General features: G+C 65.5%; 21 protein-coding genes. 9 read left to right on the top strand and 12 right to left on the bottom strand.

The window, feature by feature from the left end:
• Nucleotides 1-6 precede the first annotated feature (6 nt).
• Entirely contained in the window at nt 7-1551 is a 1545-nt protein-coding gene (locus CH274_RS04430; protein ID WP_094656880.1) for a sugar ABC transporter ATP-binding protein, read from the bottom strand.
• A 236-nt stretch (nt 1552-1787) separates the two neighbouring features.
• Here CH274_RS04430 and CH274_RS04425 point away from each other — a divergent pair, with 236 nt between their 5' ends.
• Nucleotides 1788-2276, top strand: a complete 489-nt coding sequence (locus tag CH274_RS04425) for a VOC family protein (RefSeq protein ID WP_094630337.1) — start codon at nt 1788-1790, stop codon at nt 2274-2276.
• 21 nt (nt 2277-2297) lie between these two features.
• On the opposite strand, the gene CH274_RS04420 is transcribed toward CH274_RS04425, so the two are convergent.
• Nucleotides 2298-2768, bottom strand: a complete 471-nt coding sequence (locus CH274_RS04420; protein ID WP_094656879.1) for a nuclear transport factor 2 family protein — start codon at nt 2766-2768, stop codon at nt 2298-2300.
• A 1-nt stretch (nt 2769) separates the two neighbouring features.
• Nucleotides 2770-4212: an aldehyde dehydrogenase family protein gene (locus CH274_RS04415; protein ID WP_094656878.1), complete on the bottom strand. Its 1443-nt coding sequence runs from the start codon at nt 4210-4212 to the stop codon at nt 2770-2772.
• Between the two features lie 244 nt (nt 4213-4456).
• On the opposite strand from CH274_RS04415, the gene CH274_RS04410 reads away from it, so the two are divergent.
• From CH274_RS04410 to CH274_RS04400, 3 genes are read left to right on the top strand one after another with little or no spacing between them, the layout of a single operon-like run.
• Nucleotides 4457-5083 carry a hypothetical protein gene (locus CH274_RS04410; RefSeq protein ID WP_094656877.1) on the top strand — a complete coding sequence of 209 codons (627 nt, stop codon included), beginning with the start codon at nt 4457-4459 and terminating at the stop codon, nt 5081-5083.
• Nucleotides 5080-7623 (top strand): putative PEP-binding protein, encoded by a 2544-nt coding sequence (locus tag CH274_RS04405; protein WP_094656876.1) that lies wholly within the window; start codon nt 5080-5082, stop codon nt 7621-7623. The genes CH274_RS04410 and CH274_RS04405 overlap by 4 nt, the downstream gene beginning before the upstream one ends.
• Nucleotides 7624-7634: 11 nt before the next feature.
• On the top strand, nt 7635-8705 hold the full coding sequence (locus CH274_RS04400) for an acyl-CoA dehydrogenase family protein (protein ID WP_094656875.1): 1071 nt from the start codon (nt 7635-7637) through the stop codon (nt 8703-8705).
• A gap of 4 nt (nt 8706-8709) precedes the next feature.
• Here CH274_RS04400 and CH274_RS04395 read toward each other — a convergent pair whose 3' ends face one another.
• The 6 genes from CH274_RS04395 to CH274_RS04370 are packed head-to-tail and all read right to left on the bottom strand — an operon-like array spanning nt 8710 to nt 15047.
• Complete coding sequence (locus CH274_RS04395) at nt 8710-9960, bottom strand: acyl-CoA dehydrogenase family protein (protein ID WP_094656874.1); 1251 nt, start codon at nt 9958-9960, stop codon at nt 8710-8712.
• Nucleotides 9961-9973: 13 nt separating this feature from the next.
• Nucleotides 9974-11125: a thiolase family protein gene (locus CH274_RS04390; protein ID WP_094656873.1), complete on the bottom strand. Its 1152-nt coding sequence runs from the start codon at nt 11123-11125 to the stop codon at nt 9974-9976.
• Complete coding sequence (locus CH274_RS04385; protein WP_094656872.1) at nt 11122-11502, bottom strand: Zn-ribbon domain-containing OB-fold protein; 381 nt, start codon at nt 11500-11502, stop codon at nt 11122-11124. Before CH274_RS04385 ends, CH274_RS04390 begins: the two co-directional genes overlap by 4 nt.
• Nucleotides 11503-11507: 5 nt before the next feature.
• Nucleotides 11508-12956 (bottom strand): 2-oxo acid dehydrogenase subunit E2, encoded by a 1449-nt coding sequence (locus CH274_RS04380; RefSeq protein ID WP_094656871.1) that lies wholly within the window; start codon nt 12954-12956, stop codon nt 11508-11510.
• A gap of 3 nt (nt 12957-12959) precedes the next feature.
• Entirely contained in the window at nt 12960-13997 is a 1038-nt protein-coding gene (locus CH274_RS04375) for an alpha-ketoacid dehydrogenase subunit beta (protein ID WP_218829196.1), read from the bottom strand.
• A gap of 21 nt (nt 13998-14018) precedes the next feature.
• A complete protein-coding gene (locus tag CH274_RS04370; protein ID WP_256993482.1) occupies nt 14019-15047 on the bottom strand; it encodes a thiamine pyrophosphate-dependent dehydrogenase E1 component subunit alpha in 1029 nt (342 codons plus the stop codon).
• Between the two features lie 161 nt (nt 15048-15208).
• On the opposite strand from CH274_RS04370, the gene CH274_RS04365 reads away from it, so the two are divergent.
• From CH274_RS04365 to CH274_RS04355, 3 genes are read left to right on the top strand one after another with little or no spacing between them, the layout of a single operon-like run.
• Nucleotides 15209-16753 carry an AMP-binding protein gene (locus CH274_RS04365; RefSeq protein WP_094656869.1) on the top strand — a complete coding sequence of 515 codons (1545 nt, stop codon included), beginning with the start codon at nt 15209-15211 and terminating at the stop codon, nt 16751-16753.
• Nucleotides 16754-16778: 25 nt separating this feature from the next.
• Nucleotides 16779-17378, top strand: a complete 600-nt coding sequence (locus CH274_RS04360) for a histidine phosphatase family protein (RefSeq protein WP_094630325.1) — start codon at nt 16779-16781, stop codon at nt 17376-17378.
• Nucleotides 17375-17974, top strand: coding sequence for a histidine phosphatase family protein (locus CH274_RS04355; protein WP_094630324.1), 600 nt, complete (start codon nt 17375-17377; stop codon nt 17972-17974). Before CH274_RS04360 ends, CH274_RS04355 begins: the two co-directional genes overlap by 4 nt.
• A gap of 4 nt (nt 17975-17978) precedes the next feature.
• Here CH274_RS04355 and CH274_RS04350 read toward each other — a convergent pair whose 3' ends face one another.
• A complete protein-coding gene (locus tag CH274_RS04350) occupies nt 17979-18992 on the bottom strand; it encodes an NADP-dependent oxidoreductase (RefSeq protein ID WP_094656868.1) in 1014 nt (337 codons plus the stop codon).
• Complete coding sequence (locus CH274_RS04345) at nt 18989-20713, bottom strand: PEP-utilizing enzyme (RefSeq protein WP_094656867.1); 1725 nt, start codon at nt 20711-20713, stop codon at nt 18989-18991. The genes CH274_RS04350 and CH274_RS04345 overlap by 4 nt, the downstream gene beginning before the upstream one ends.
• A gap of 159 nt (nt 20714-20872) precedes the next feature.
• Between CH274_RS04345 and CH274_RS04340 the strand changes: the two genes are divergently transcribed.
• A complete protein-coding gene (locus CH274_RS04340) occupies nt 20873-21649 on the top strand; it encodes an SDR family NAD(P)-dependent oxidoreductase (RefSeq protein WP_094630321.1) in 777 nt (258 codons plus the stop codon).
• Nucleotides 21650-21743: 94 nt separating this feature from the next.
• Nucleotides 21744-22538: a maleylpyruvate isomerase family mycothiol-dependent enzyme gene (locus CH274_RS04335; RefSeq protein WP_094656866.1), complete on the top strand. Its 795-nt coding sequence runs from the start codon at nt 21744-21746 to the stop codon at nt 22536-22538.
• A gap of 6 nt (nt 22539-22544) precedes the next feature.
• Here the strand turns inward: CH274_RS04335 and CH274_RS04330 are convergent, their stop codons facing one another.
• A complete protein-coding gene (locus CH274_RS04330; RefSeq protein ID WP_094656865.1) occupies nt 22545-23324 on the bottom strand; it encodes a ThuA domain-containing protein in 780 nt (259 codons plus the stop codon).

Below are 23324 nucleotides of genomic sequence, written 5' to 3'. Positions count from 1 at the left end.
ATCCTTTCACCGAGTCCGAGTGCCGACGAAGGACGCGGCGGGAGCAGGTTTCTTCAACGTCGAAGCGGTCAGCCGATCGGGGTCGATCCGGGGCCGCGAGAATTCGTCGACAACACGGCCGACCGACAGCACGATCACCCGGTCACACAGTCGGGTGAGCTCGCCGTGGTCCGTGGACACCACCAGTACCGCTGCGCCGGCCTGAGCGGCGGCGTCCACGAGGGCGTGAATGTCGGCCTTCGCGCCGATGTCGACGCCCTGTGTGGGCTCGTCTAGCAGCAGCACTCGGGGATTGCGACGCAGCCACCGCGCGAGTACGACCTTCTGCTGGTTGCCGCCGCTGAGGGTGCTCAGATGCCGTTCGGTATCACCCGTGGGCCGCACTCCGAGACGTTCGAGCCAGTGCGCCACATCGGATTTCTCACGCTTGACGCGCACCAGACCACCCTTGGCGAACCCCCACGGATCGGCGACCGACACGTTCTCGCGTAGGGATGCTGTTGCGAACGCTGCGTTGGAGAGGCGTTCGGCCGGCACACAGCCGATACCCGCCGACATCGCCAGGTCCGGGCGACCCTGTTCGACGGTCTTCCCGTCGACGGTGATCGCGCCCCCGCGGCTCTCCGCGCCGAAGAGTGCAGGCACTATCTGCTCTCGACCGGATCCGGTGATACCGGCAATGCCGAGTACTTCACCGGAACGAATCGAGAAATTGAATCCTTCCACTGCGCCACAGGACAACTCGACGATCTGCAGAACGGGGTCACCGAAGGAGTCGGTGGTCTCCTCCGGTTCGGCGAGGAACTCCTCGACGCGGCGGCCGATCATCAGTTCGACGAGACCGGATTCGTCGAGACCGTCGAGGGCCCTCGTGGTCACGATCTTGCCGTCTCTCATGACCGTCACGCTGTCGCAGAGGGTGAAGATCTCGTTCAGGTGGTGCGAGACGAACAGCACGGCCACCCCGCGGTCACTGATTCGACGGACCAGATCGAACAACCGAACTGCCTCTGCGGCAGGGAGATTGGCAGTGGGTTCGTCGAGTACCAGCACACGGGCTCCACCGGAGCGATCCTGGACCGCACGGGCGATGGCAAGCATGGTGCGTTCACTCATGGTCAACGCCCCGGCAAGCTTGTCGAGGGCGAGGTCGACACCGAGCTCGGCAAGAGCCGCCTTGGCCCCAGAACGTTCTGCCCTGAAGTCGATGGTGCCGATGGCACTGGTCTTGTATCCGTGCCCGAGCGCCAGGTTGTCGACCACGTCGAGGCTCTCGACCAGTCCGAGTTCCTGGTGGACGAAGCGAAGACCGGCAGCCTCACCGCTGCCCGGAATTCCGAGGTGCAGCTCATGACCGCCGACCGCGATCCGCGCACCGTCGTCGGGATCGTGATATCCGGCAAGCACTTTGATGAGAGTGGACTTGCCGCACCCGTTCTGCCCGACCAATCCGCGGATCTCGCCGGGTGCGAGGAGAAGCTCGACGTCGTCGAGTGCCCGATGACCGCCGAAGGTCTTGGAGAGACGGCTGATGCTGAGCGCATCTGTCATGGAATCCTACCTACGTGAGGTGAGTAACTTGAATTCTTGTGTTGTTACCTAGGTCATACTCAACTATGTACATGAATAAGTCCAGCATTCCGACAAAGTTGGTTTTGTGCACTGACGTGCCAAAACAGGTCCGTCGGGCGCGCGCTCGAGTGAAGTTGACACGATTCGGGTCTCGACGCCCATCGAAGTATTTATAGTTGCCGCCAAGTTAGCCAAGGTCTCCGAAGGAGAAACCAGTGCGCGAGTATCAGCTGGGCAGCGTCGTACAGATCGCCTACATGGTCGACGACGTACGGAAGGCGGCCGCGGACTTCTCGTCCCGCACCGGCGCCGGGCCGTTCTTCGTCCGACGCAACCCCGGAGCGTTCGATCACACCTCTGCCTACGGCCAGTGGGGGCACACCCAGATCGAATTGGTGCAGGCCCATAGGTCGACTCCACCGGAATTCGCGGAGACCACGACGGCACGACACTGCGTACACCATGTCGCGATCATGGTGGCCTCGTTCGCCGAGCAGCAACGCATCTTCACCGAAAGCGGTTGGCCCGCAGTGTTTTCTTCCACCACGCCGAACGGGAACAGCTTTGCGTTCCACGATGCCCGCGGCGAGCTGGGACATCTCGTCGAGATCTACGAACCGCGGCCGAGCATTCTCGCGTTGTACCGTCACGTCGCCGACGCAGCCACGAACTGGGACGGCACCGACCCGGTTCGTGACCTCTGACGGCGTTCGGTGCCGAACCGGTCAGGCGGCGAGCAAGGCGGCCGCGCGCTCTCGGGCCATGTCCAGAATTTGCGGGTTACCCGAGTTCCACAGCACCGTCAGTTGCTTCTTGCAGATCTTCCACTCACCGTCGACCCGCCGGAGCGAATCGGTGTAGTAGCCCCCGATGGTGAACATCGCGTCGCCGGCTGTGTTGGGGAGCACGTGCTCCGCGCGCACATAAGAGATGACTGTTCCGCTGTCACCGTCGACGGTGATGTCGAGATTGGACAGAAAGTGCTGAGACGCTGCGAGTCCCGGAAAGAGCATCCGCCCTCGCTGCACCCAGTCGTCCGCCTTGAACGGACCACCGTTGCCGGCGCGGTAGCTCGTGTAGTCGATCTCGATGTCGTCGGTGAACACCGACCGGTACATGTCCCAGTCCCGCAGATCGATTCCGCGCGCGAAGCGGGACATGAGCTTCGTGATCTCCTGATGATCGTCGGCGCTCATGTCACGTCGCCTTTGCGGGCAGCTGCAGCGAAACCGACTCGAAGTACTCGTCGAGGCCGTCGGGTCCGAGCTCGCGGCCGATGCCCGATTTCTTGAAGCCACCGAACGGTGCAGCCGCGTTGAACCGGCCACCGTTGACGGAGACCTGGCCCGTGCGCAACCGGCGAGCGATGGCAATCGCGGCGTCGTCGTCGCCGGCGAACACTGCTCCGGAGAGTCCGTAGTCGGAGTCGTTCGCGATCGCGACTGCGTCGTCGATGCCGTCGTAGGTGATCACGGCGAGGACAGGACCGAACACCTCTTCGCGCGCGATCGCGGACTTGTTGTCCACGCGGGAGACCACAGTTGGCCGCACGAAGAATCCCGATCGCAGATCCGCGTCGAGTCCCTGGACGTCGCCGGGTCCACCGACCAGGAAGACTGCGCCTTCCGGCACCTCGGCCAGATGTTTCAGCACGGACTGCTGCTGTTCCCGAGACGCCATCGGTCCGATGTCCACCGACTCGTCGAGGGGGTCGCCGACCGTCTGTGACCCCACTAGGTCCACCAGCTTCTTCTCGACCTCGTCGATACGGTCGGCGGGGACCAGCAATCGCGTGGTGGCGGTGCAGGTCTGACCGTTGTTGACATAGCAACCCCGAACGGCTGCGGTGACAGCGGCGTCCAGGTCGGCGTCGGGAGCGACGATGAACGCAGACTTTCCGCCGAGTTCCAAAGTGACTTTCTTGATTCCGGCTGCAGCTACTTGTCCGACGCGGGCACCGGCCGAAGTGGAACCGGTGAGGCTCACCAGGTCGACGTCCGGATGACCGGCCAATCGCTCCCCGACCTGGCCGCCCGAACCGGTCACGACGTTCAGCACGCCCGGCGGCAGCCCGGCCGAGTGGGCGATCTCGGCTACGACGAACGCCGCCAGCGGCGCGACGCTGCTGGGTTTGACGACGGTCGTGCAACCGGCTGCGATCGCGGGTGCCACCTTGGCTGCCAGCTGATACAGCGGGTAGTTCCACGGCGTGATCGCCCCGACGACTCCGATACCCACCTTGATGATCAGAGATGTACCTCGGCGCTCTTCCAGCGAGATGCTCTCGAGGGTATCCGCCATCGATCGGAAGATCGTGACGCCGAGTCCGACCTGCACGGTCCGCGACCGCGCAATGGGCGTACCGACTTCGCGCGCCATCATCTCGGCAAGCTCGGTCTCACGCTCGACGAGCCCGTCGGCGATCTGCCGCAGCACTGTCACTCGTTCGGCGATCGTCGACCGGGACCATCCACCGAATGCGCTGCGCGCTGCGGCGACAGCATCGTCGACGTCCGATTCGGTGCCGGCCGGTACCCGGGCCAGCAACTGCCCCGTTGCCGCTTCTAGCACGTCGATCGTTCCGTCGCCTGACGACGGAACCCATTTGCCGCCGATGTAGAGCTCATGCCGGTCGTTCATTCGAGGCCTCACTTCGTCTGCTACACGGCCGAGTGGCGGCCATCACAGTCACCCTAGCGGGGTTAGAGGACTTGTTGTCAAGTAACTATGCCGAATCAAGTCTGTACATAGTTTGCGGATTGTTTCTTGACATCCACTACTAATTGGGTAGGTTATGAGCACCGTCACAGTCCTACCGACAGCAAGCGCCGCATCACTTGCCGATGACCGTCCCGACAGGGACCGGAGAAGAACGAGGAACACCATGAACGACCTCGCGATCAACATGTCCGCACCGACCGTCGTCACGAGCGAGTTGGTCGATCTGGTGGTCAAGGGCATGGTTCGTGGCCCGATCACACCCGAACTGCAAGCAGTGGTCGATGCCGGAGATGCCGTCGCGAAGGGCCCCGTCGTCATGCCGACACAGGCCGGTATCGACCACGCCGGAGCGCAGGTTCGCCTCCCCGAGGGCAGCGACGAGGTCAAGGCCGTCGCCGATCTGCTCCATGTGTTCCTTCCGGTCAACCGTCGCCTGCGCGAGCTGTGCACTGCTTGGCAGTGCCGCCCCGACGGCTCCGCGAACGACCATTCGGACGCCCAGTACGACGCGAGGATTCGCGATCGGCTCGAAGACATTCACAACGACGTGACCAAGATGCTCCGTCGGTCGGGAAAGCAGTGCCCGCAGCTCCTCGACTACCGCGAGCGGCTGATAGCAGCGCTCGAACGGTTCGACAACGGCGACACCGCGTCTCTGACGTCGCCTCTGACCGACGGCTACCACACCGTGTGGATGTGGCTGCATCAGCACGTTCTCATGATGCTGGGTATGACCAGGGCCGAGGATGAGGCCCTCGAAGAGAAGCTCGTCTCCGGTAGCGCAGAATGACCCTGTTCGACAACGTCATCCACGCATCGACACGAGCGGCAGTGCCCTACGGTCAGGGCCGGGCCCGAGGACTCGGCGCCGACGTACTGGGTGTTCACGGTGTGGAGATGGACAACCTCGTGGCGCTCGGGTTGCCGGTGGTGCCCGGGCTGACCGTACCGATCGGGTCCGGTACCGGACTCGAGAACCGCGAGACCGCTTCCACCGCAATCGATCTGCTCGAAAAGCTGGCCGTCCGCGGAATCTGGCCCGATGTTCGCACCGAACGCAGGCCGATGTTGATGCATCTGCGCTGCAGCGCCCCGGTGGCAGTATCCGCTCTACCGCCCGCCATCTCGGCTATCGGTCTGTCGAGCCGCAACATCGACGCGCTCGTCGAGGTGATCGGCCGCGAACGCGACATCTACGATTCCTGGGCTGCCAATCTTCGGTTCGTCGCCGAGGGCGCTCTGGAGATCGACACCGACGATCTCGACGACCTCGACGACGACCACCCCGACAGTCGTGCCCGCGTGCCGGCACTTCTCGAACTGATCGAGAAGTCCACCGGTGCACCGTTTCCCACGGATCCAGCCGAACAGCTCGGCCTCGCCGCCAAAGCCATGCTCGCTCGCTGGGCCTCTCCGCGCGGACAGCGGGCGCGCAACGCCCTGTCGTTGCCGGGCGACCTGGGAATCGCTCTCCACGTTCGCGCCCTGCGGCTCGGTTCCTGGGACGAGTCCGGGTACGGATCGGCAATCAGTCGCGACCTGGAGAGCGGAAAATACGCGCCGCACGGTGTCTTTCATCTCGGAGTGCGCCGGGCCGACCCCAATCCCGGTCCGGGCGCACCACTCACACACACTCCCGGTGGCGTGCAGATTCTCGACCAGATCTTCGCCACGCTCGAGCCGCATCTCCGCGCGGTCGCAGAAGTGGAGTTCGAGGTCCGCGACCGCCAGCTAGCACTGCTCAGCGCCGGCGCGCTGGAACACCCGGGCCCCCGCGCGGTCACCAATCTTGCCGTCGATCTCGCCACCGGTCGGTCGATCGGACGCGACGATGCCGTCCGCATGCTCGAACCGGACCTGATGCAGGACCTCCTCCACGCGCAGCTCACACTCAGCGGCCGGGAACACCTACTCGCCCATGGTCTTCCCGCGTCGCCGGGTGCGGCCACGGGCGAGATCGCCCTGTCGAGCGAGCGGGCCCTTCGGCTCGCCGCCGAAGGCAAGAACGTCATCCTCGTTGCGTCGGAGACCAGCCCGGCAGATGTCCCCGCCCTGCTCGCCGCGACCGCGGTGATCACGTCCAACGGTGGACTGGCGTCGCATGCTGCTGTCGTAGCCCGCGGCGCAGGCCGTCCGGCGGTGTGCGGGGCGACGACGCTACGCATCGACCTCGGTGCCGCCACCGTGACGTCCGACGGCATCACCCTGTCCGAGGGTGACACAGTGTCCGTCAACGGCCGAACCGGCGACGTCTACGCAGGTGCCGTGCCGATCAGGCCCGCGGAACCATCGCCGGAACTGGAGGTGCTACTCGGGTGGGCGGACGAGATTCGTCAACTGGGTGTGCGCACCAACGCCGACAACGCCGAAGACGCCGCGACCGCGTTCCGTCTCGGTGCCGAAGGGATCGGGCTGTGCCGCACCGAACATCAATTCCTGGGTGACCAATTGCCGCTGGTGCAGCGGCTCGTTCTCGCCGAGAACGAAGCCGAGGAGATCGAGGCGATCGCCGCTCTGACGGCGGCTCAACAATCGGACTTCACCGACCTGCTTCGCGTCGTGGGCGACAGGCCGATCACCGTCCGGCTACTCGATGCACCGCTGCACGAATTCCTGCCGTCGGACGGGCACTACCGAGACGATGCCCAGGCCGAACGAGCGGCTGCCACACACGAGTCCAACCCGATGCTCGGTCTTCGCGGGGTGCGCTTCGCCATGGTGCAGACCCGCCTCTATCCCGCACAGGCGGAAGCATTGTTCCGCGCATGGGTCACGGTGAACGCCGAAGGACTCACGCCTGCACTCGAAGTCATGATCCCGCTCGTTTCCCTGCCAGGGGAGCTGACCGAGGCCATCGCACAGGTTCACCGCGCCGCCGAGACCGTCGCCGCGGACACCGGGGTCACGGTTCCCTATCTCGTCGGCAGCATGATCGAGACTCCACGGGCAGCGCTACTCGCGGCACCATTGGCCGCCGAGGCGCAATTTCTCTCCTTCGGCACCAACGATCTGACCCAGCTGACGTACGGATTCTCGCGAGACGACGTCGAGAAGACGATGCTCGCGCACTACCTCGAGCACGGACTGCTGACCGACAGCCCCTTCGCGGTACTCGACCGTGACGGTGTCGGCGCCCTGGTCTCTCTGGCCTCGGACAGCGCGCGCTCCGTTCGCCCCGACGTGAAGCTGGGCGTCTGCGGCGAGCATGGAGGCGATCCGGATTCCATCTCGTTCCTCAGTTCGGTTGGGCTGCACTACGTCTCGTGCTCCCCGAGGCGTGTTCCGGTGGCCCGGTTGGCGGCTGCGCACGCAGCACTCGAAGCCGAGTGAGCAGACCTGACGTGACTACGGAACTCGACGACCTACGGGCAGCTGTGCGCGCTGCGACGGCCGATCTCGGCGGACCCGACCTGTGCCGCTCGCTCGATCCTGCAGGCCCGGGCTGGGATGCCGACGCATGGTCGGTCATGGCAGGACAGATCGGGGTCGCCGGCTTGGGACTGCCCGAATCCTGCGGCGGTCTCGGTGGTCGGGCCGAACTGACGGTGGTCGCCGAAGAGTTGGGCACCGCCCTGTTTCCGGTCCCATTTCTGTCGACGATCTTCGCCGGACAGGTGCTCGTCCACGCCACCGACGCCGACGACGTGATCGCGGACATTGCCGAGGGACGGCCGGCCGCGTTCGCGGGACTCGACAGGCGTGGATGGTGGTCACCCGGACACGAAGTCTTCACCGCCACCGAAACGGGCACCGGGTGGTCGTTGTCCGGCCACGCACCGGCTGTCCTCGGTGCCGCCGGCGCGCGGTGGCTCGTGGCCGTCGCGCACACACCGGACGGTCCCGACGTATTCGTCGTGGACGCCGCCGCAAGCGAACCTACGGTCACACCGCTGCGAACCCTCGACCTGTCGCGGGCGCAGGCCGCGCTGACCTTGTCGGGTACGCCGGCCCGGCGCCTGACGTTTGGTGGAAGCGCCTGGGCTGCAGTCGGTCCCGCTCTCGATGTGGTCTGCATCGTGCTGGCCGCCGAACAACTCGGCGGTGCACAGGTAAGCCTTGACCATACCGTCGCTTACGCGAAGGAACGACGCCAGTTCGGGAGAGCCATCGGCAGCTTCCAGGCCGTCAAGCACACGCTCGCCGACCTGATGATTCTCGTGGAGTCCAGCCGATCGGCAGTGGTTCGCGCGGTGGAGGCCACCGACCTCACCGAGGCGAGCGCAGTGGCGCAGGCGTGGTGTTCGGACGCCTACCGGACCGTGACCGCCGAAGCCGTTCAATTGCACGGAGGTGTCGGCTTCACGTGGGAACACCACTGTCATCTGTATTTCCGGCGAGCCCGCGCCGACGCTCAGCTCTTCGGCGGGGCCGCGTTCCATAGGGAACGGCTCGCCCTTTCTCTCGCCTGGTGAAAGTTCAGCGCTTGTCGCGCTGGGACCACGGCTGGTCGCGGTTCTCCCGGGGCTCCGGCGGCAACCCGAGTACCCGCTCGCCGATGACGTTGCGCTGAATCTGGTCGGTGCCACCTGCGAGCCGGTAGCCCGGGCTGCCCAGTAGGTGTTCGGTCCAGGCGAAGCGGTCGTCGTCGACCGCGGCGGTGATCTCGGTGCCCAGCAGATCCGCCGCGATCTCGCCGATCTTGCCCAGGACGTCCGAAGCCATCAGTTTGCCGACCGATGCTGCCGGCCCCGGAGATGCACCCGCGGCAGCAGCGCGGGCAACCCGATCGGCCGTGGCCACCCGCAGTTCCGATCGGATGTACACATCCGCGATGTTCTGCCGTACCAACGGATCGCTCGCGACACCGAGAGATTGCGCCAACGAGATCAATTCGGTTACCGAGCCACCCTTCTTGCGAGTCACCGATCCGGACGCGGTGCGCTCGAACGCCAGCGTGGCATTGGCGACCTTCCACCCTTGACCAACCTCGCCGAGGCGCATGCTGTCCGGCACCCGGACCTCGTGTAGGAACACCTCGTTGAACGATGATCCTCCGCTCATCTGCCGAATCGGCCGAATGTCGACTCCCGCGAGATCCAGGGGAATCAGAAAAGCGGTGATGCCCTTGTGTTTCGGTGCATCCGGGTCGGTGCGGGCCAACAGCATCCCGAGATCGGCGAAGCGAGCTCCGGACGACCACACCTTCTGCCCGTCGAACACCCAGTCGTCACCGCGGCGGACGCCGCGGCACCCCAGAGCCGCCAGGTCCGATCCAGCCCCGGGCTCGCTGAACAACTGGCACGCGAGAACGTCGGTGCGAAGCAACGAGTTTGCGTAGGTGCGCCGCTGATCCTCGGATCCGAACATCACCACCGCGGGCCCGACGAGACCGGTTGTGACGCTGATGAGTTCGGTGGACGGCGGGACGTCGAACTCACGCTCGGCCTGCGCGATGGCCGAGGCGTAGGACGCGGGCAATCCGCGACCGCCGTGCTCAACGGACAGGGTCACCGCCCCGTAGCCGGCGTCGAACCGTTGTCTGCGGTAATGCCGTGCGGCGTCGAGCAACGATGTTTCGTCCTCGTCCGACAGGTTGCGGAAGACGGCGAGGTCGGGCCGGTCCTGCGGTGACGGTGCCGGCCGAGGCGGCAGGATGGACCCCAGCCACGAGCGTACGTCCGCCTGGAATTCGGCCAGTTCGGGGATGGTACCGAGACCCGTTGTCATGGTGCCCCTCTCGTCATTCTGCGGTCAATACGGTGCACGCCGACAACCCGGGTGCACCGTAAACGTGGGTGAAGCCGATTGTCGGCCGGCTCGGCACCTGATTTCCCAAGGCCCGGCCCTGCAATTGCCGGACGACCTCGTGTACCTGCCGCAACCCCGACGCACCTATCGGCTCGCCGCCCGCCAAACACCCGCCGTCGGTATTGATCGGCATGGAGCCGTCGTGGTGTGTGGCACCGGAGTCGAGCAACTTCGCCTGCTCGCCGTGCGCGCAGAGACCTGTCTCCGCCATATGGATGATCTCGGAGCCGGAGTCCGTGTCCTGCAACTGCGCCACGTGGACGTCGCCGGGTCCGAGGCCGGCGGCGGCGAACGCCGCCGCGGCCGCATCGATGCTCGGACTGCGTATCGGACGAGGAGCGAGCCATGGCGAGAACACCTCGAACGATCCGGACCGCCGAGTACGCACCTCCACCGCAGCAAGCCGAATCGGTCGCTCGCACAGGTCGTGCGCTCGGTCTCCGCGCGCGAGAACGAGTGCGACGCCGCCCTCACCCGGCGAACAGAACATGTACTGGGTGAGCGGGTCGTTGACCATGACGGACGCACGGACCTGCTCGGCGGTGAATTCTTTTCGCCGCCACGCCATAGGATGCGCGGCCCCGTTTGCGAAGGCGCGCTCGGACACCGCCGCCAACGCGGACTCGTCCAGCCCGTGCTCGTGGAAGTACCGGCGGGTCTTCATCGCGAAGTACTGGGTGGTGACCATCATGCCGGTCCGGGCGTACCAGGGGTCCAGACCGTAAGCGGCCGGGTCGGACGCGAATGCACCGCGCGGGTGTTTGTCGAAACCGACCACTGCCACCACGTCGGCTCGGCGTGCGGTGAGCATGTCGGTGGCCGTGGACAAAGCTACTCCACCTGTGGCGCAACCGTTCTTGACCGTGATGAACGGAATGCCGGTCAGGCCGAGCCGCGAGACGAGCGAGTCGGGCTTTCCGGAAACATTGCTACCCCCGACAGCGGCGTCGACGTCGGACCACGCGACTCCGGCGTCGGCCAAGGCACCGCGCAGAGCGTACTCACCCATGTCCAGGCCGGAGACCCCGTCGTGCCGACCGAACGCATGCATGCCGGCTCCGACGACGTAGACGTCGTCGCTCATCGCTCGACCTTCTCGAAGGCGAACGTGACCTCGGTCTCGTTGACCGGAAGCAATCGAAGTTCGACTTCGTCACCTATAGCGACGACGCCGACGATACGAGATTCCGCCAGCACGCTGCCAAGGTCGACGTAGCCGACCACGAACTGCTCGAATCCCGACGCGGGCACCTCGAACGGCGGCTTGGGCGCGAACGACTGAGTGGTCCAGGTCCAGACCGACCCGCGTGTCGGCAACGCGCGCCGCACTACCGCCGACCCAGCGCACCCCGGGCACCGCGCTACTGGCGGAAACGCCACGACTTCACAGTCGCCGCACTCGCTTCCGGCCAGCACCGGCGGATCCAGTTGCGCGAAGAGCCCCTCGTCGACCACGAGCATGCGCGCTATCCGGCCAGCAAGGCCAGAGGCCGGGCGAGAATCGTGCCGAGAGTGCGCAGGTACTCCGCCGCGGGAGCACCGTCAACCGCCCGATGGTCGAAGGTCAGGCTCAGGGTCATGACCTGCGTCCGCACCGGAGTCTCACCCTCCCAACGGAATCCGTCCTTGACCCTGCCGACGCCGAGAATGGCCACATTGCCCGGATTGACGACCGGGGTGAAGAAGTCGACGCCGTAGGCACCGAGTGTGCTGACCGAGAACGTCGCACCCTCCATATCCGTCAGCCCCAGTTTGCCCGTCCGAGCAGCAGTGGCCACCGCGCGGGTGCGGCGGGCGATCGCGGCGAGTGACACAGCGTCGGCATTGCGCACAACGGGAACCACGAGTCCGCCATCGACGGCGACCGCGATTCCGATGTTGATCTCCTCGAACAGTGTCACCTTGTCGTCGGCGATCCCGGCATTCAGCGCCGGATGCTGTTGCAACGCAAGGGCAGCGGCTTTGACGACGAAGTCGTTCAGGCTCGGCGGCTTCGAATTGGCTTGCACGCTCTCGGTCTTGAGTTGTTCGCGAACGGCGACGAGCGCAGTGACGTCCACCTCGTAGCCATGGGTGAGCTGCGCCATCGTGTGGAGGCTGTCGACCATGTTGCGGGCGATCGCGCCGCGCATACCCGAGAGCGGGATGACGTCACCGGGCTGCGGACCGGAGACACGGGCATGATTCGTCGCAGACGTATTCGAAACAGACTGTGGCGCAGCTGCGTTCTCCACATCGGCTTTGGTGACGCGGCCACCGATTCCAGTGCCGACGAGCCGAGTCAGGTCCACGCCGAGCTCGGCCGCCCGGCGCCGGATCAACGGGCCGACGAACTGTCCGGCCGCAGAGTTCGGCTCGGAGGCGGTGGATTCGGAGACAGTGGCCTCGGCGATGATCGTGGGCTCGGACGCCACAGTCATGGGTGCCGGAGAACCGGGTGTCGGAGAAGCGACGAGGAACTCCTCGACGTCTTCGGAGACGATGCGCCCGCCGGGACCGGTGCCCCGAACGGCAGCGAGGTCGACGTTCGACGCCGCTGCGACGCGACGGGCATTCGGCGACGCTTTGAGTCGAGTGCCGTCGGCCGAAACCGGTGCTGCGGAAGCCACTGCCGATGCGGTGTCGTCGACGACGGCGTCGGTGGTTGCGGGCGCGGCGACACCGTTCGGTGCCTGCTCTCCGTCACCGAGAAGCCAGCCGATCACCGCGCCGACCGGTAGGACGTCGCCGGCCTTCGCGGAAGTGGCGAGGATGCCTTCGGCTTCGGCTTCCACGTCGACATCGACCTTGTCGGTCTCCAGTCGCAGGAGCACGTCGCCGAGGCCGATGCGCTGGCCCGCCTCGGCCACCCACTCCCCGATGACGCCTTCCTGCATCGTGAGACCCAGCTTCGGAAGCACGATCTGCTGTGCCACTTCTCAATTCCTTTCGAGCAGGCGGCGGGCTCCGGAGACGATCCGGTCGGCGTCCGGCACGTAGGCCTTCTCGAGCGGGGTGCTGAACGGCACGGGGGTGAAGGGTGCGCCGATGCGCAGGACCGGTGCGTCGAGGTAGTCGAACGCTTCTTCCTGGATCTGCGCAGCTACTTCGGCCCCGATGCCACCGAACGTGACGGCCTCGTGCACCACCAGAATGCGGTTGGTCTTCGACGCCGACTTCACAATCGTGGCCGTGTCGAGTGGCTGCACCGACCGCGGGTCCACGACCTCGACCGAGACTCCGGATTCGGCGAGAATGTCAGCGGCCTTCAGGGCTTCGGTGACCATACGGCCGAAGGCGACGATGGTGACGTCGTCACCCTGACGCGGAATCGCGGCCTGACCGATGGGGATCGAGTAGATCTCCTCCGGCACCTCGGCACGCGCTCCGAGGAGCACCTTGTTCAGCATGAACACGACAGGATTGTCGTCGCGTACGGCCGAGACCATCAGGCCCTTGGCGTCGTACGCGTTGGACGGCATCAGTACCTTCAGTCCCGGCGTGTGAGCCAGCCAGGCTTCGAGCGACTGCGAATGTTGTGCACCCGCGCTCACGCCCGCGCCGTAGGCGACCGCGATGACCATCGGTACCTTGACCTCGCCGCCGTACATGAACTTCATTTTGGCGGCCTGGTTCACCACTTGGTCGAGGGCGACGGCCAGGAAGTCCATGAACATGATGTCGACGACGGGACGCAGCCCGCGCGCGGCGGCACCGACACCGAGCCCGATGAGACCCATCTCGGCGATCGGCGTATCGACCATGCGCCGTGGCCCGAACTCGTCGAGAAGTCCGTCGTACATGTGGAAGACGCCGCCGTATCCGGCCACATCCTCGCCGATTACGAAGACGTTCTCGTCCTCACGCATGGTCTGCGCGACGGCCTCGTTGTACGCCTTGACGTAGGTTGTGATGCGTGCCGACGCGGCCTCGGCCGGTGTTGTCGAATTCGGTGATGTTTCTGTTGCAGTAGACATCGTTCCAGCCTTTTCGATTCTTCAGTCGCTGTAGACGTTGAGGGCGAAGTCGGCCACGTCCGGGAAGGGACTGGCCTCGGCGAAGCTCACGGATTCTGCGATGTCCGCGTCCACTTCGGCCCAGACGGTGGCGAACTCGGATTCCGTCACCAGACCTTCGGACACGGCCCGTGCTTCGAGGAGCTTGATGGCATCGCGCTCCTTCCACGCCTCGACCTCTTCCTGAGTGCGGTAGGTCTTGCGGAGTCCCTTCACACCCTGGTGGTCGTAGTAGCGGTAGGTCTTGGCCTCGACCAGAGTGGGTCCACCGCCGTTGCGGGCCCGTTCGACCGCACGCCCGACGGCTGCACGCACCGCGATCGCATCCATGCCGTCGCAGATCTCACTGGGAAATCCGTAGGCCGGTGCGCGATCGGCGACGTTCTCGAGCTTCATGTGATCCCGCAGTGCGGTGAATTCCGCGTATCCGTTGTTCTCGCAGACGAATACAACCGGGAGTTCGAGGATGCCGGCCATGTTCGCGGCCTCGTGGAACGCGCCGATGTTGCTTGCCCCGTCACCGAAGAACGGGATGGCGACGGAGTCCTCGCCGCGGTACTTGGCGGCGAACGCTGCCCCGACGGCGATCGGAATACCGCCGCCGACGATGCCGTTCGCGCCGAGCATGCCGATGGACAGATCGTTGATGTGCATCGAGCCTCCGCGACCCTTGCAGTACCCGCCGACGCGGCCGAACAATTCGGCGAACATCTCGCGGAACTGGGCACCCTTCGCGACAGCGTGACCGTGTCCGCGGTGTGTCGAGGAGATCTGATCGGTGTCTCGCAAATTGCTCATCGCACCGGCTGCGACGGCCTCTTGGCCGACGTACAGGTGCAGGAAACCTGGCAGCTTGCCGCCTTCCATCAGCCGGCCGGCCTCGGTCTCGAATTGCCTGATCCGAACCATGCGCCGGTGCAGATCCAGCAGGATCTCCCGGCTCGGTGTCGGATCGTTGGATCCGATGGGCTCGACGGCCTCACGGGTTGGGTCGGTCGCGGTCGAAGTCACCACGTACACCTCTTCTCTGGTCCGAACGATGCAACGAGCATTCCGGCGGGGACTTTGTTTACGTCTTCTACAGTATGGCCGCAACAGTAGCCGAATGTAAGTAGAATCACTATAAAGTTACTATTGCACATCCGAGGACCGAACCGTTGAAGGAGTGAGCCATGCTCGACCTCATCAGGGACCGAGCGACGGCCGACCCGCACGGCCTGGCTCTGGTGGACGACCGTAGAGCGATGACCTGGATGGACGTCGCCACCACCCTCGATGCCCTGGGCGAGGGACTGATCGGCATCGCCCCGAACTCCGACGAACGCGTCGCGGTGATCGGGGAGAACGCCGTAGAGACTCTCCTGGCGCATGTAGCCGGGATCCGGCGCGGTGTCGGCACGGTAGCCGTCTCCCGGCAGCTCAAGCCCGACGAAATGGCCGATCAGCTGGTGGACTCCGGGTCCGTGGCGGTGGTGACGGGGCCACTCGGCCTGATGTCATCCCTCGCAGCGGGCCTCGAGGTCGGCCTTCGGGCGGTGATCATCCACAACGCCGACGCCTTCGGCGGCGTCGACTGGTCCGAGTTCGTCGTGTCGCGAGAGGACGTGTCCGCGTCGGCACTTCCACTCGAACGCCCGGCTCGACCACCGCTCGTGTACACCTCCGGCACCACCGGCCGCGCTCGCGGCACGCAAGTGCGTTGGTTGCCCGCTCCCGCCGAGACCGCCGCGGACTTCGTCGACGCGGTGTCCGCGCGGTCGGGATATCCCGCCGGCGTCCATCTCGTCGTCGGACCGCTGCAACACAACGGTCCACTGACCGCGATACGCCATCTGCTCTCCGGTCAGCCGGTGGTGGTGATGGGCCGCTTCGACGCCGAACGCACGTTGGAGCTGATCGACAGTCACCAGGTCACGTCGACACTGATGGTTCCCACGCACTTCCAGCGTCTGCTGGGACTCGACGATGGCGTCCGCTCGCGCCACGACGTCTCGTCTCTGCAATACGTCGCGCATACCGGCTCCGCGTGTCCCCAGGACGTAAAGCGGTCGATGATCGACTGGTTCGGTCCGGTACTCGTCGAGTCGTACGGCGGCAGCGAAATCGGGTCGGTGTGCAAGATCGACTCGACGGAGTGGCTCGGGCACCCCCGGTCGGTCGGCCGAGCGGTCCCCCCGTTCGAAGCCGTGGTCGTCGGATCCGACGGCGGCGAACTCGGCCGCGGTGAGGTGGGTGTGCTCGGCTTCCGAACGCCGCCCGAGCGCAGCGTCGTCTTCCACGCCGATCCCGAAAAGACCGCTGCGGCTTACATTCTGCCAGGAGTCGCAACCCTGGGCGACGTCGGCTACGTGGACGACGACGGGTACGTGTTCATCACCGATCGAGTGGCCGACATGGTGGTTTCCGGCGGTGTGAACCTGTATCCCGCAGAGAGCGAGCGCGTTCTGTCGACGTACCCGACCGTCGCGGAAGTCGCGGTGATCGGCGTGCCGGACGACGACCTCGGCGAAGCCCTGCTGGCCCTGGTGGTGGCGCGGCCCGACACCTCGCTGGACGTGGACGAACTCGCCCGCTTCGCGAAGGACTCGATGGCCTCCTACAAATGCCCGAAGAACTACGTCGTGGTCGATGAACTGAGCCGCAACGCCATGGGCAAGCTCGACAAGAAAGCCATGCGCGCTCCGTATTGGAGTACCGAACGCACCATCGCCGGCTAGCTCCCACACCACCGAAAGGCAATCGATGATCGAGGTTCTACTGGTCCGGCACGGCCAACCGGTCTCCCGAGTGCGCAATCCCGGGTTGGCCCCCGAAGGCGTCGCGGATGCCCGCAAGCTGGCGACGTGGCTGCGGCACGAGAACATCGATGCGATTGTTGCCAGTCCCCTGGTTCGGGCCCGGCAGACGGCGGAAGAGCTTGCGGCAGGGATGGATCGGGAGCTCGATCTGGTGATCGAGGACCTGCGCGAGTGGGACGACGACATCAGCCCCGCGGACTACATGGCCGTCGAGGACATGGCACCCGACGATGCTCGACTGCGCGCGGTGGCCGACGGCCGGTTCGAGGAGTACGTTCCTGCCCTCGATCTGCCGAAATTTCGCGCCCGCGCTCGGTCGGCTCTGGATCAGGTCTTCGACCGGTATCCCTGCGGGCGCGTGGTGGCCGTGGCGCACGGCGGCATCATCAATGCAGTCGTCGCCGACATCCTCGAGATGCCGAAGACGTTCTGGCACAACCCCGCCTACACCTCGATCGCACGCGTACAGAAGTTGGACTCCGGCGTGATCGTGGTCGCTTCCCTCAACGACACCGCACATCTGCGCGGCACGGTGTCCGCATGACGCAGGACACTCTCGCCACGGCGAGCCGGGTGATTCTGGTGCGGCACGGTCTGCCTGGCGAGGAGGGCGCGGCCGATCCCGGACTCGGGGACGCCGGTCACGGCCAGGCCCAACGCCTCGGTGCGTGGCTGCGCCGCGAACCGGTGGCGCAGGTGGTGTCGAGTCACTACAAGCGCGCCCATCAGACCGCGCTACTGGCGGCAAGACCACACGGACTCGACGTCATCATCGACGAGCGGTTCCGGGAATGGGACAGCGACCGCACCAGCTACGCCACCCCGGAGGCCATCGCCGACACACCTCAGGGTCGAGCATTCGCCGAGGGGCGGTTCGAGGACTTCGTTCCGAAGTACGACAAAGCCGAAGTCGCGCAACGAATGCGCGCTGCGGTCCTCGACGCCACGCGACGGGCACCGGGTCAGCTGACTGTGGTGGCGTCGCACGGCGGCGCCATCAACACGCTGTTGTCCGACATCCTGCAGGCACCGTCACCGTTCTTCTTCAACCCCGGATACACGTCGATGAGCCGCATCGCGGTGCTGCGCTCGGAGCGCTTCGTCATCGAATCGGTCAACGATACGGGGCATCTCCGCTGAGCCGTCAGGACAATCGGACCAGCATCTTGCCGACGTTCCCGCCGCCGAGCATGGACAGGAACGCGTCGACCGCGTTGTCCAGCCCATCGTGGATGGTGGACTCGGCGATCAACTTCCCGGATGCCAGCCAGTCCGCGACCTGATCCTCGAACTCGGGCCGCAGATCCTCGTGATCGCGGACGATGAAGCCCTGCAACGTGATCCGTTTCAGAATGGCGTTCATCAGGTGATCCATGGGCGGGCTGTCCGGACCCCCGTTGGATATCATGCCGCACAGCGCCACCCGACCACGCTGATTCATGGACCCCAGTGCAGCAACCAGGTGGTCGCCACCGACATTGTCGAAGTAGAGGTCGATGCCGTCCGGTGCGACTGTGCGCAGCGCGTCACCGATCGGCCGCTCGCGGTAGTCGATGCCTTCGTCGAAACCGAATCGTTCCGTGAGCAGCGCCGCCTTGTCCGGCCCACCGGCGCTACCGAGGACCCTCGACGCACCGAGCAGTTTCGCGAACTGGCCCGCAGCACTACCGACCGCCCCGGCTGCTGCGGAGACGAACACGGTGTCACCGGTCCGAAATCCACCCGCGCGCACCAGTCCGACGTAGGCGGTGAAGCCCGTCTGGCCGAGCACTCCGAGCCAGTGGTGCAGGTCGATCCCCCGCGGCTCGATCACCGTGGCCGCAGCGATGTCGACCACCGCGTGCTCGCGCCAGCCCAGGCGATGCCGCACGTAGGAACCTGCGGGCACGTCGTCGGTACCGTCGACGACCACACCGAGTGCGGACCCGTCGAGCGGCGCGCCCACCTGAAAGTTGGTGGTGTAGTGCATCTCCGACGTCGCCAACCGTCCCCGCATCGATGGGTCGACACTCATGAACAGGTTGCGCACGACTACCTGGTCGGCGGTGCGTTCGGCGAGAGGGAGGTCACGGATCTCGAAATTCTGCGGCCCGGGGTCACCACCCGGACGCTCCGACAGGAAAACGGCCCGCGTGCTGGTGCCGACCCCGGTCGTCACGGCAGTTCCAGGATCGTGACCGTGCCCTTGGATCCGTCGATCTCGACGAGGGTCCCGTTGGGTATGCGACGCGTCGCGGCCTGAACGCCGGCCGCGCACGCGATACCGAGTTCACGGCTCACGATCATCGCGTGCGAGCCCATGGCACCGACGTCGGTGATGGCACCGCCGGAGACCATGAACAACGGGGTCCACGACGGATCGGTTTGCGGTGCAACGAGAATATCGCCGACCTCGAACGTGTCCAGTTCTGCCATCGACGTGATCACGCGTGTACGCCCCTGCGTGATTCCAGGCGAGGCTCCGGAGCCCTGCAGGACATCGCCGACTTTCACGGGGGCGGCGGCCGACTGACCCGTGCGGCCCAGTGTCGACAGGGCGGGGATCGGTTCACGGGTGTCGAGGAAGGTGGGCAGCTCCAGTCCGAACAGCTCCCGCCAGCCGCTGTGTCGTTGCGCCAGAGTGGTTCTCATCGATTCAGGGGCACTCGCCAGCGCGTCGAGTTCGTCGTCGACCGCCATGAAGACGTGGTCGGCCGAGTCGAGGTGACCGTCGGCGTGCAATCGGCGACCGAGTTCCACGAGCGGCACGCGGGCCTCGTGCAGGACCTTGATGCAGTTGGTCTTGGCGCGTTCACGCCATGCAGCGAATCTGCGGGCCGACGCCAACGCCGCCGCGAGCGTCGCCTGCCCCGCCTCGTCGTCACCGACGATCTCCCGCGCTCGGGCCCATGCGTCGGCTCCGCCCGACGCCTGGTCGGACAGACGTACGTCCGGCGCGGCCGAGTCGTCCTGGAGCCGCAGCCGGTCGATGAGGCCGAGAACCAGCTCGGGCCGGGTCTCCCACGACACGGACCCGAGATCCCACTCGTTGGGCCCTCGGTATCCGTAATCGAGAAGGAACCGGTCGAGGGTGGCGTCGAACTTCGGGTCGATTCCGACAATGCGATCACCGACACCGGCAACCCCGGAATCGAATGCCGCCATCAGTTTGTCGTCGGCCCGCACCAGGCGGCCGAGTTCCCACAACGCGTACGACGGCATGGCCGAGTCCACGTCACCGGCTGCACCGACCAGGGTGACGACGAGGTCTTGGTTCTCTGCGCCCAGCAGCTGGCCCAGAACGGCGGGACCCACCGCGGCACAGTTGGTGGCGATCACTTCCCCGCGCCACGCGACGCGCTCGAGCGGCATCACCGACCGGGCTCGCGCGACGAGCGCTGCCGGTGTCAGTGCGGACAGGTCGGGACGTTCGGCCCGCAAGCGGTCGGCGAGAATTCGGTCCTCTTCCAGTTCCGGGAATGTCTCGGTCGACAGCGCCCACGCGTTACGGGCCTCCAGGCGGCTGCCTGCCTCGGCGTTCTCGTCGTCGGGATGGCCGACATACGCCGGGATGTTCGGGTCTCCGCCGTAGAAGAGCTGATCGACGAGTTCCACCGGTAGACCGCCACGGATGCCGACCAGGCGAGACATCGACAGGTTGATGTAGAGGTGCCCGTAGAAGATGCCGGACGAGGCCGCCACATCGGGTCTTTCCGCGAGCGAATAGCTACCGAGGCTGGCGTACCCGAAGTTCCACCCGGGCAGGATGTTCTGGATCCAACCCAGATCCGCACCGAGTGGCGTGATCGGGTCCGACAGCACATCGCTCGCGTTCAGACGCGTGTACACGGGCAGACGGGGGCTCGGGTCGGTGTCGACCAACCAACGCTGGTCGGACATTTCACTTCTCGTCTCTGACATCGGCGACTGCACCTCGTAGGTAGTTTTTTGTATCCGTCTGCAGAATTACTGTGACGTGAGCCACTCTACATGCCAGACTGTAGTCGATGACAAGTTACTTGTCTCTGGTCCTGAGCGAATCGGTATGGGAGAAAATCAATGAAGCTGCAAGACAAGGTTGTTGCCGTCACGGGCGGAACGCAGGGAATCGGTCGCGGTATCGCTGAAGCGGCGCTGGCCGAAGGGGCGAAGGTGTCTCTCAACGGACGCTCGAGAGACAAGGGCGAAAAAGCTCTCGCACAGTTCGGGGTCGGTGATCGCGCTGCCTTCTTCCCCGGAGACGTCACCGTGCAGTCCGATGTGGAGGACTTCATCGAGCAGACGGTCGCCACGTTCGGGCGGATCGACGTTCTCGTGAACAATGCCGGCGGGGCCAAGGACCTCCAACCCACGGCCGGCCTCAGCGACGAGGAGTGGACTCTGGTGATGAACTGGAATCTGAACTCGAACTTCTGGGCCACCCGCCGAGCCCTTCAACATATGCTGCCCAACAAGTCCGGCCGCATCATCAACATTTCGTCGGTGGAAGGCAAGCACGGCAAACCTGTGTTCACCGCCTACGTGGCCGCGAAGCACGCCATCAACGGCATGACGAAGTCCATCGCCCGTGAGGTCGGTACCGAAGGCATCACTGTCAACTCCATCTGCCCCGGTCTGGTGATCACCGACATCATCAAGGACAACGGCCCTGCCACGGCCAAGGCCATGGGAATGTCCTTCGAGGAGATGGTCGCGCTGTTCGCCGAGGAGTCGGCGCTCAAGCGTCCCAACACGATCGAGGAGGTTGCCGCGATGGCGATGCTCCTCGCCTCCGACGCCGGAGCCGGCATCACGGGCGCGATCCTCAGCGTCGACGGCGGCACTGCGAACTACTGACCGCAGTTTCCCCGACCGAACACTCCAAGGAGAGAACTTCGATGGACGTCACCGCTTCCGAATACTTCATCGACACCGGTACGGTGAGCAGGTCATGAGCCGGGCAGGCTTGTCGGCGAGTCGCGAGCTTGCCGACCGATACGGGTCCGTGGTCCGCAGTCTCACCGTCGACGAGTGGTCGGCTCCCAGCCGTTGCGCAGGCTGGTCGGTGAAAGATCTGGTGGCGCATACCGGTTCGAATTTCGCGGTCATGGTGGATCCGCCGCCTTCCGATCCGGCCGCGCCTACGCCCAGCACCGCCGAAGAATTGCAGAACCAGTTGGTCGACGCACGCCGGGAGTGGTCCAATTCGCAGGTTGCCGACGAGTTCCTGGACAACGTCGACGGCGCGATGGCGGTCCTCGAAGCCATGCAGCAGACCGAGACGGCGTCGGCCCCGATGACACTGACCGATCTGGGAACCTATCGCACGCATCAGCTTTCGGATGCGTTCGCCTTCGACATGTGGTGCCACATGTATGTCGATCTGCTCGGATCCGACGGACCGGTCACCCGGGAGGTGCCCGACCCTGAAGACGATCTGGTGCGCACCGCCGTCGAGTGGATGTGGACCGGGTTGCCGCAGATGTGCACTCCGGTGAGTGGGGTACTCGACCGCCCGCTGGGGGTGCGACTCACCGGTCCCGGCGGTGGCGAGTGGACCCTGCGGCCGGGTTCGAAGCTGCTGACCGTCGAACCCGGGGCGGCGGCCGCCGACACCGTGATCACCTCGGCCGCTACCGATTTCGTCCTGTGGGGCACCACCCGCAGCCCGTGGCGCAAGCACGTGACGATCGTCGGCGACTCGGCCTACGCCGAAAGGGTTCTCGACACGGTGGACATCATCTGACCCAGCTCAGTGGTGGGCCGTCAGCTCTCCGGTGACGGCCCACGACACACAGCGCTGGAGGACCGTTCGGAACTCCGGGACTGTCCAACTCCCTCGGTCGACCCGGCCCAGATCGTCGATTCCGAGGTCCTGGACGTCGACCCGACCCCGGCAATGTCCCAACGTGAAGTAACAGACCGTCCCGTCGCCGTGGTCCTTCAGGTACAGGACCGGCCTGGGCTCGTCCTCAGTGGTGTGCCCCTCGGCGAATCCCGTGGACTCACCGACGAAGCGAGTGTGAGCGAGCACGCGAATCGGTGGATGAAGCTCACAGACGTAGAGCTCGTCGGTGACCTCGAACGGGCCGATCCCGGCGACGAACGGGTGCTCGGGTTCGGTGAACTCCACCGTGTACGGAGCGATCGGCGGGTGCCCCAGGAATTGGCTCCCCAGCACACCGGCCAGGTCACCCAGGGTCCGCGGTGTCACGTACTTGCTCGGCGATCCGTTCGGCGTCCGGTCGATCGCGGAGTTGGTGCCGTGCAATGCCAGCCAGCGACCACCGCGAGAAACGAATGCCTCCAACGCTTTCTGCTGCACGTCGGTCGGGACCCGATTACACGTGTAGGTGACCAGCAGATCGGCCGAAGCCAGAGCATCGAGACAGTCGTAGTCCTCGAACACCCTTGTCCGGACCAGCTCGTACTCACTCAGCGACGACAGCAGTTGCAGCCTCGCATAATCGAAGTCGTGCCACTGCCCACCGCACACCACGACCGCGTCGAGCCGGCCTGCAGGTCCCGCCAT

The organism is Rhodococcus sp. 06-418-5, assembly GCF_002258285.1.
Classification (GTDB): Bacteria; Actinomycetota; Actinomycetes; order Mycobacteriales; family Mycobacteriaceae; genus Rhodococcoides.
The sequence above is the reverse complement of the archived record's forward strand: the minus strand, read 5'-3'. Positions and strand labels throughout refer to the sequence as shown.

What these genes read in the sequence shown, in the direction of transcription:
- CH274_RS04395 (WP_094656874.1), bottom strand. Translation starts at nt 9,960, where the DNA reads ATGACAACGGGTCTCGGTACCATCCCCGAACTGGCCGAATTCCAGGCG.
- CH274_RS04355 (WP_094630324.1), top strand. Translation starts at nt 17,375, where the DNA reads ATGACGCAGGACACTCTCGCCACGGCGAGCCGGGTGATTCTGGTGCGG.
- CH274_RS04385 (WP_094656872.1), bottom strand. Translation starts at nt 11,502, where the DNA reads ATGCTCGTGGTCGACGAGGGGCTCTTCGCGCAACTGGATCCGCCGGTG.
- CH274_RS04345 (WP_094656867.1), bottom strand. Translation starts at nt 20,713, where the DNA reads ATGTCCGACCAGCGTTGGTTGGTCGACACCGACCCGAGCCCCCGTCTG.
- CH274_RS04335 (WP_094656866.1), top strand. Translation starts at nt 21,744, where the DNA reads ATGAGCCGGGCAGGCTTGTCGGCGAGTCGCGAGCTTGCCGACCGATAC.
- CH274_RS04405 (WP_094656876.1), top strand. Translation starts at nt 5,080, where the DNA reads ATGACCCTGTTCGACAACGTCATCCACGCATCGACACGAGCGGCAGTG.
- CH274_RS04330 (WP_094656865.1), bottom strand. Translation starts at nt 23,324, where the DNA reads ATGGCGGGACCTGCAGGCCGGCTCGACGCGGTCGTGGTGTGCGGTGGG.
- CH274_RS04420 (WP_094656879.1), bottom strand. Translation starts at nt 2,768, where the DNA reads ATGAGCGCCGACGATCATCAGGAGATCACGAAGCTCATGTCCCGCTTC.
- CH274_RS04430 (WP_094656880.1), bottom strand. Translation starts at nt 1,551, where the DNA reads ATGACAGATGCGCTCAGCATCAGCCGTCTCTCCAAGACCTTCGGCGGT.
- CH274_RS04410 (WP_094656877.1), top strand. Translation starts at nt 4,457, where the DNA reads ATGAACGACCTCGCGATCAACATGTCCGCACCGACCGTCGTCACGAGC.
- CH274_RS04390 (WP_094656873.1), bottom strand. Translation starts at nt 11,125, where the DNA reads ATGAGCGACGACGTCTACGTCGTCGGAGCCGGCATGCATGCGTTCGGT.
- CH274_RS04340 (WP_094630321.1), top strand. Translation starts at nt 20,873, where the DNA reads ATGAAGCTGCAAGACAAGGTTGTTGCCGTCACGGGCGGAACGCAGGGA.
- CH274_RS04360 (WP_094630325.1), top strand. Translation starts at nt 16,779, where the DNA reads ATGATCGAGGTTCTACTGGTCCGGCACGGCCAACCGGTCTCCCGAGTG.
- CH274_RS04375 (WP_218829196.1), bottom strand. Translation starts at nt 13,997, where the DNA reads ATGTCTACTGCAACAGAAACATCACCGAATTCGACAACACCGGCCGAG.
- CH274_RS04415 (WP_094656878.1), bottom strand. Translation starts at nt 4,212, where the DNA reads ATGAACGACCGGCATGAGCTCTACATCGGCGGCAAATGGGTTCCGTCG.
- CH274_RS04365 (WP_094656869.1), top strand. Translation starts at nt 15,209, where the DNA reads ATGCTCGACCTCATCAGGGACCGAGCGACGGCCGACCCGCACGGCCTG.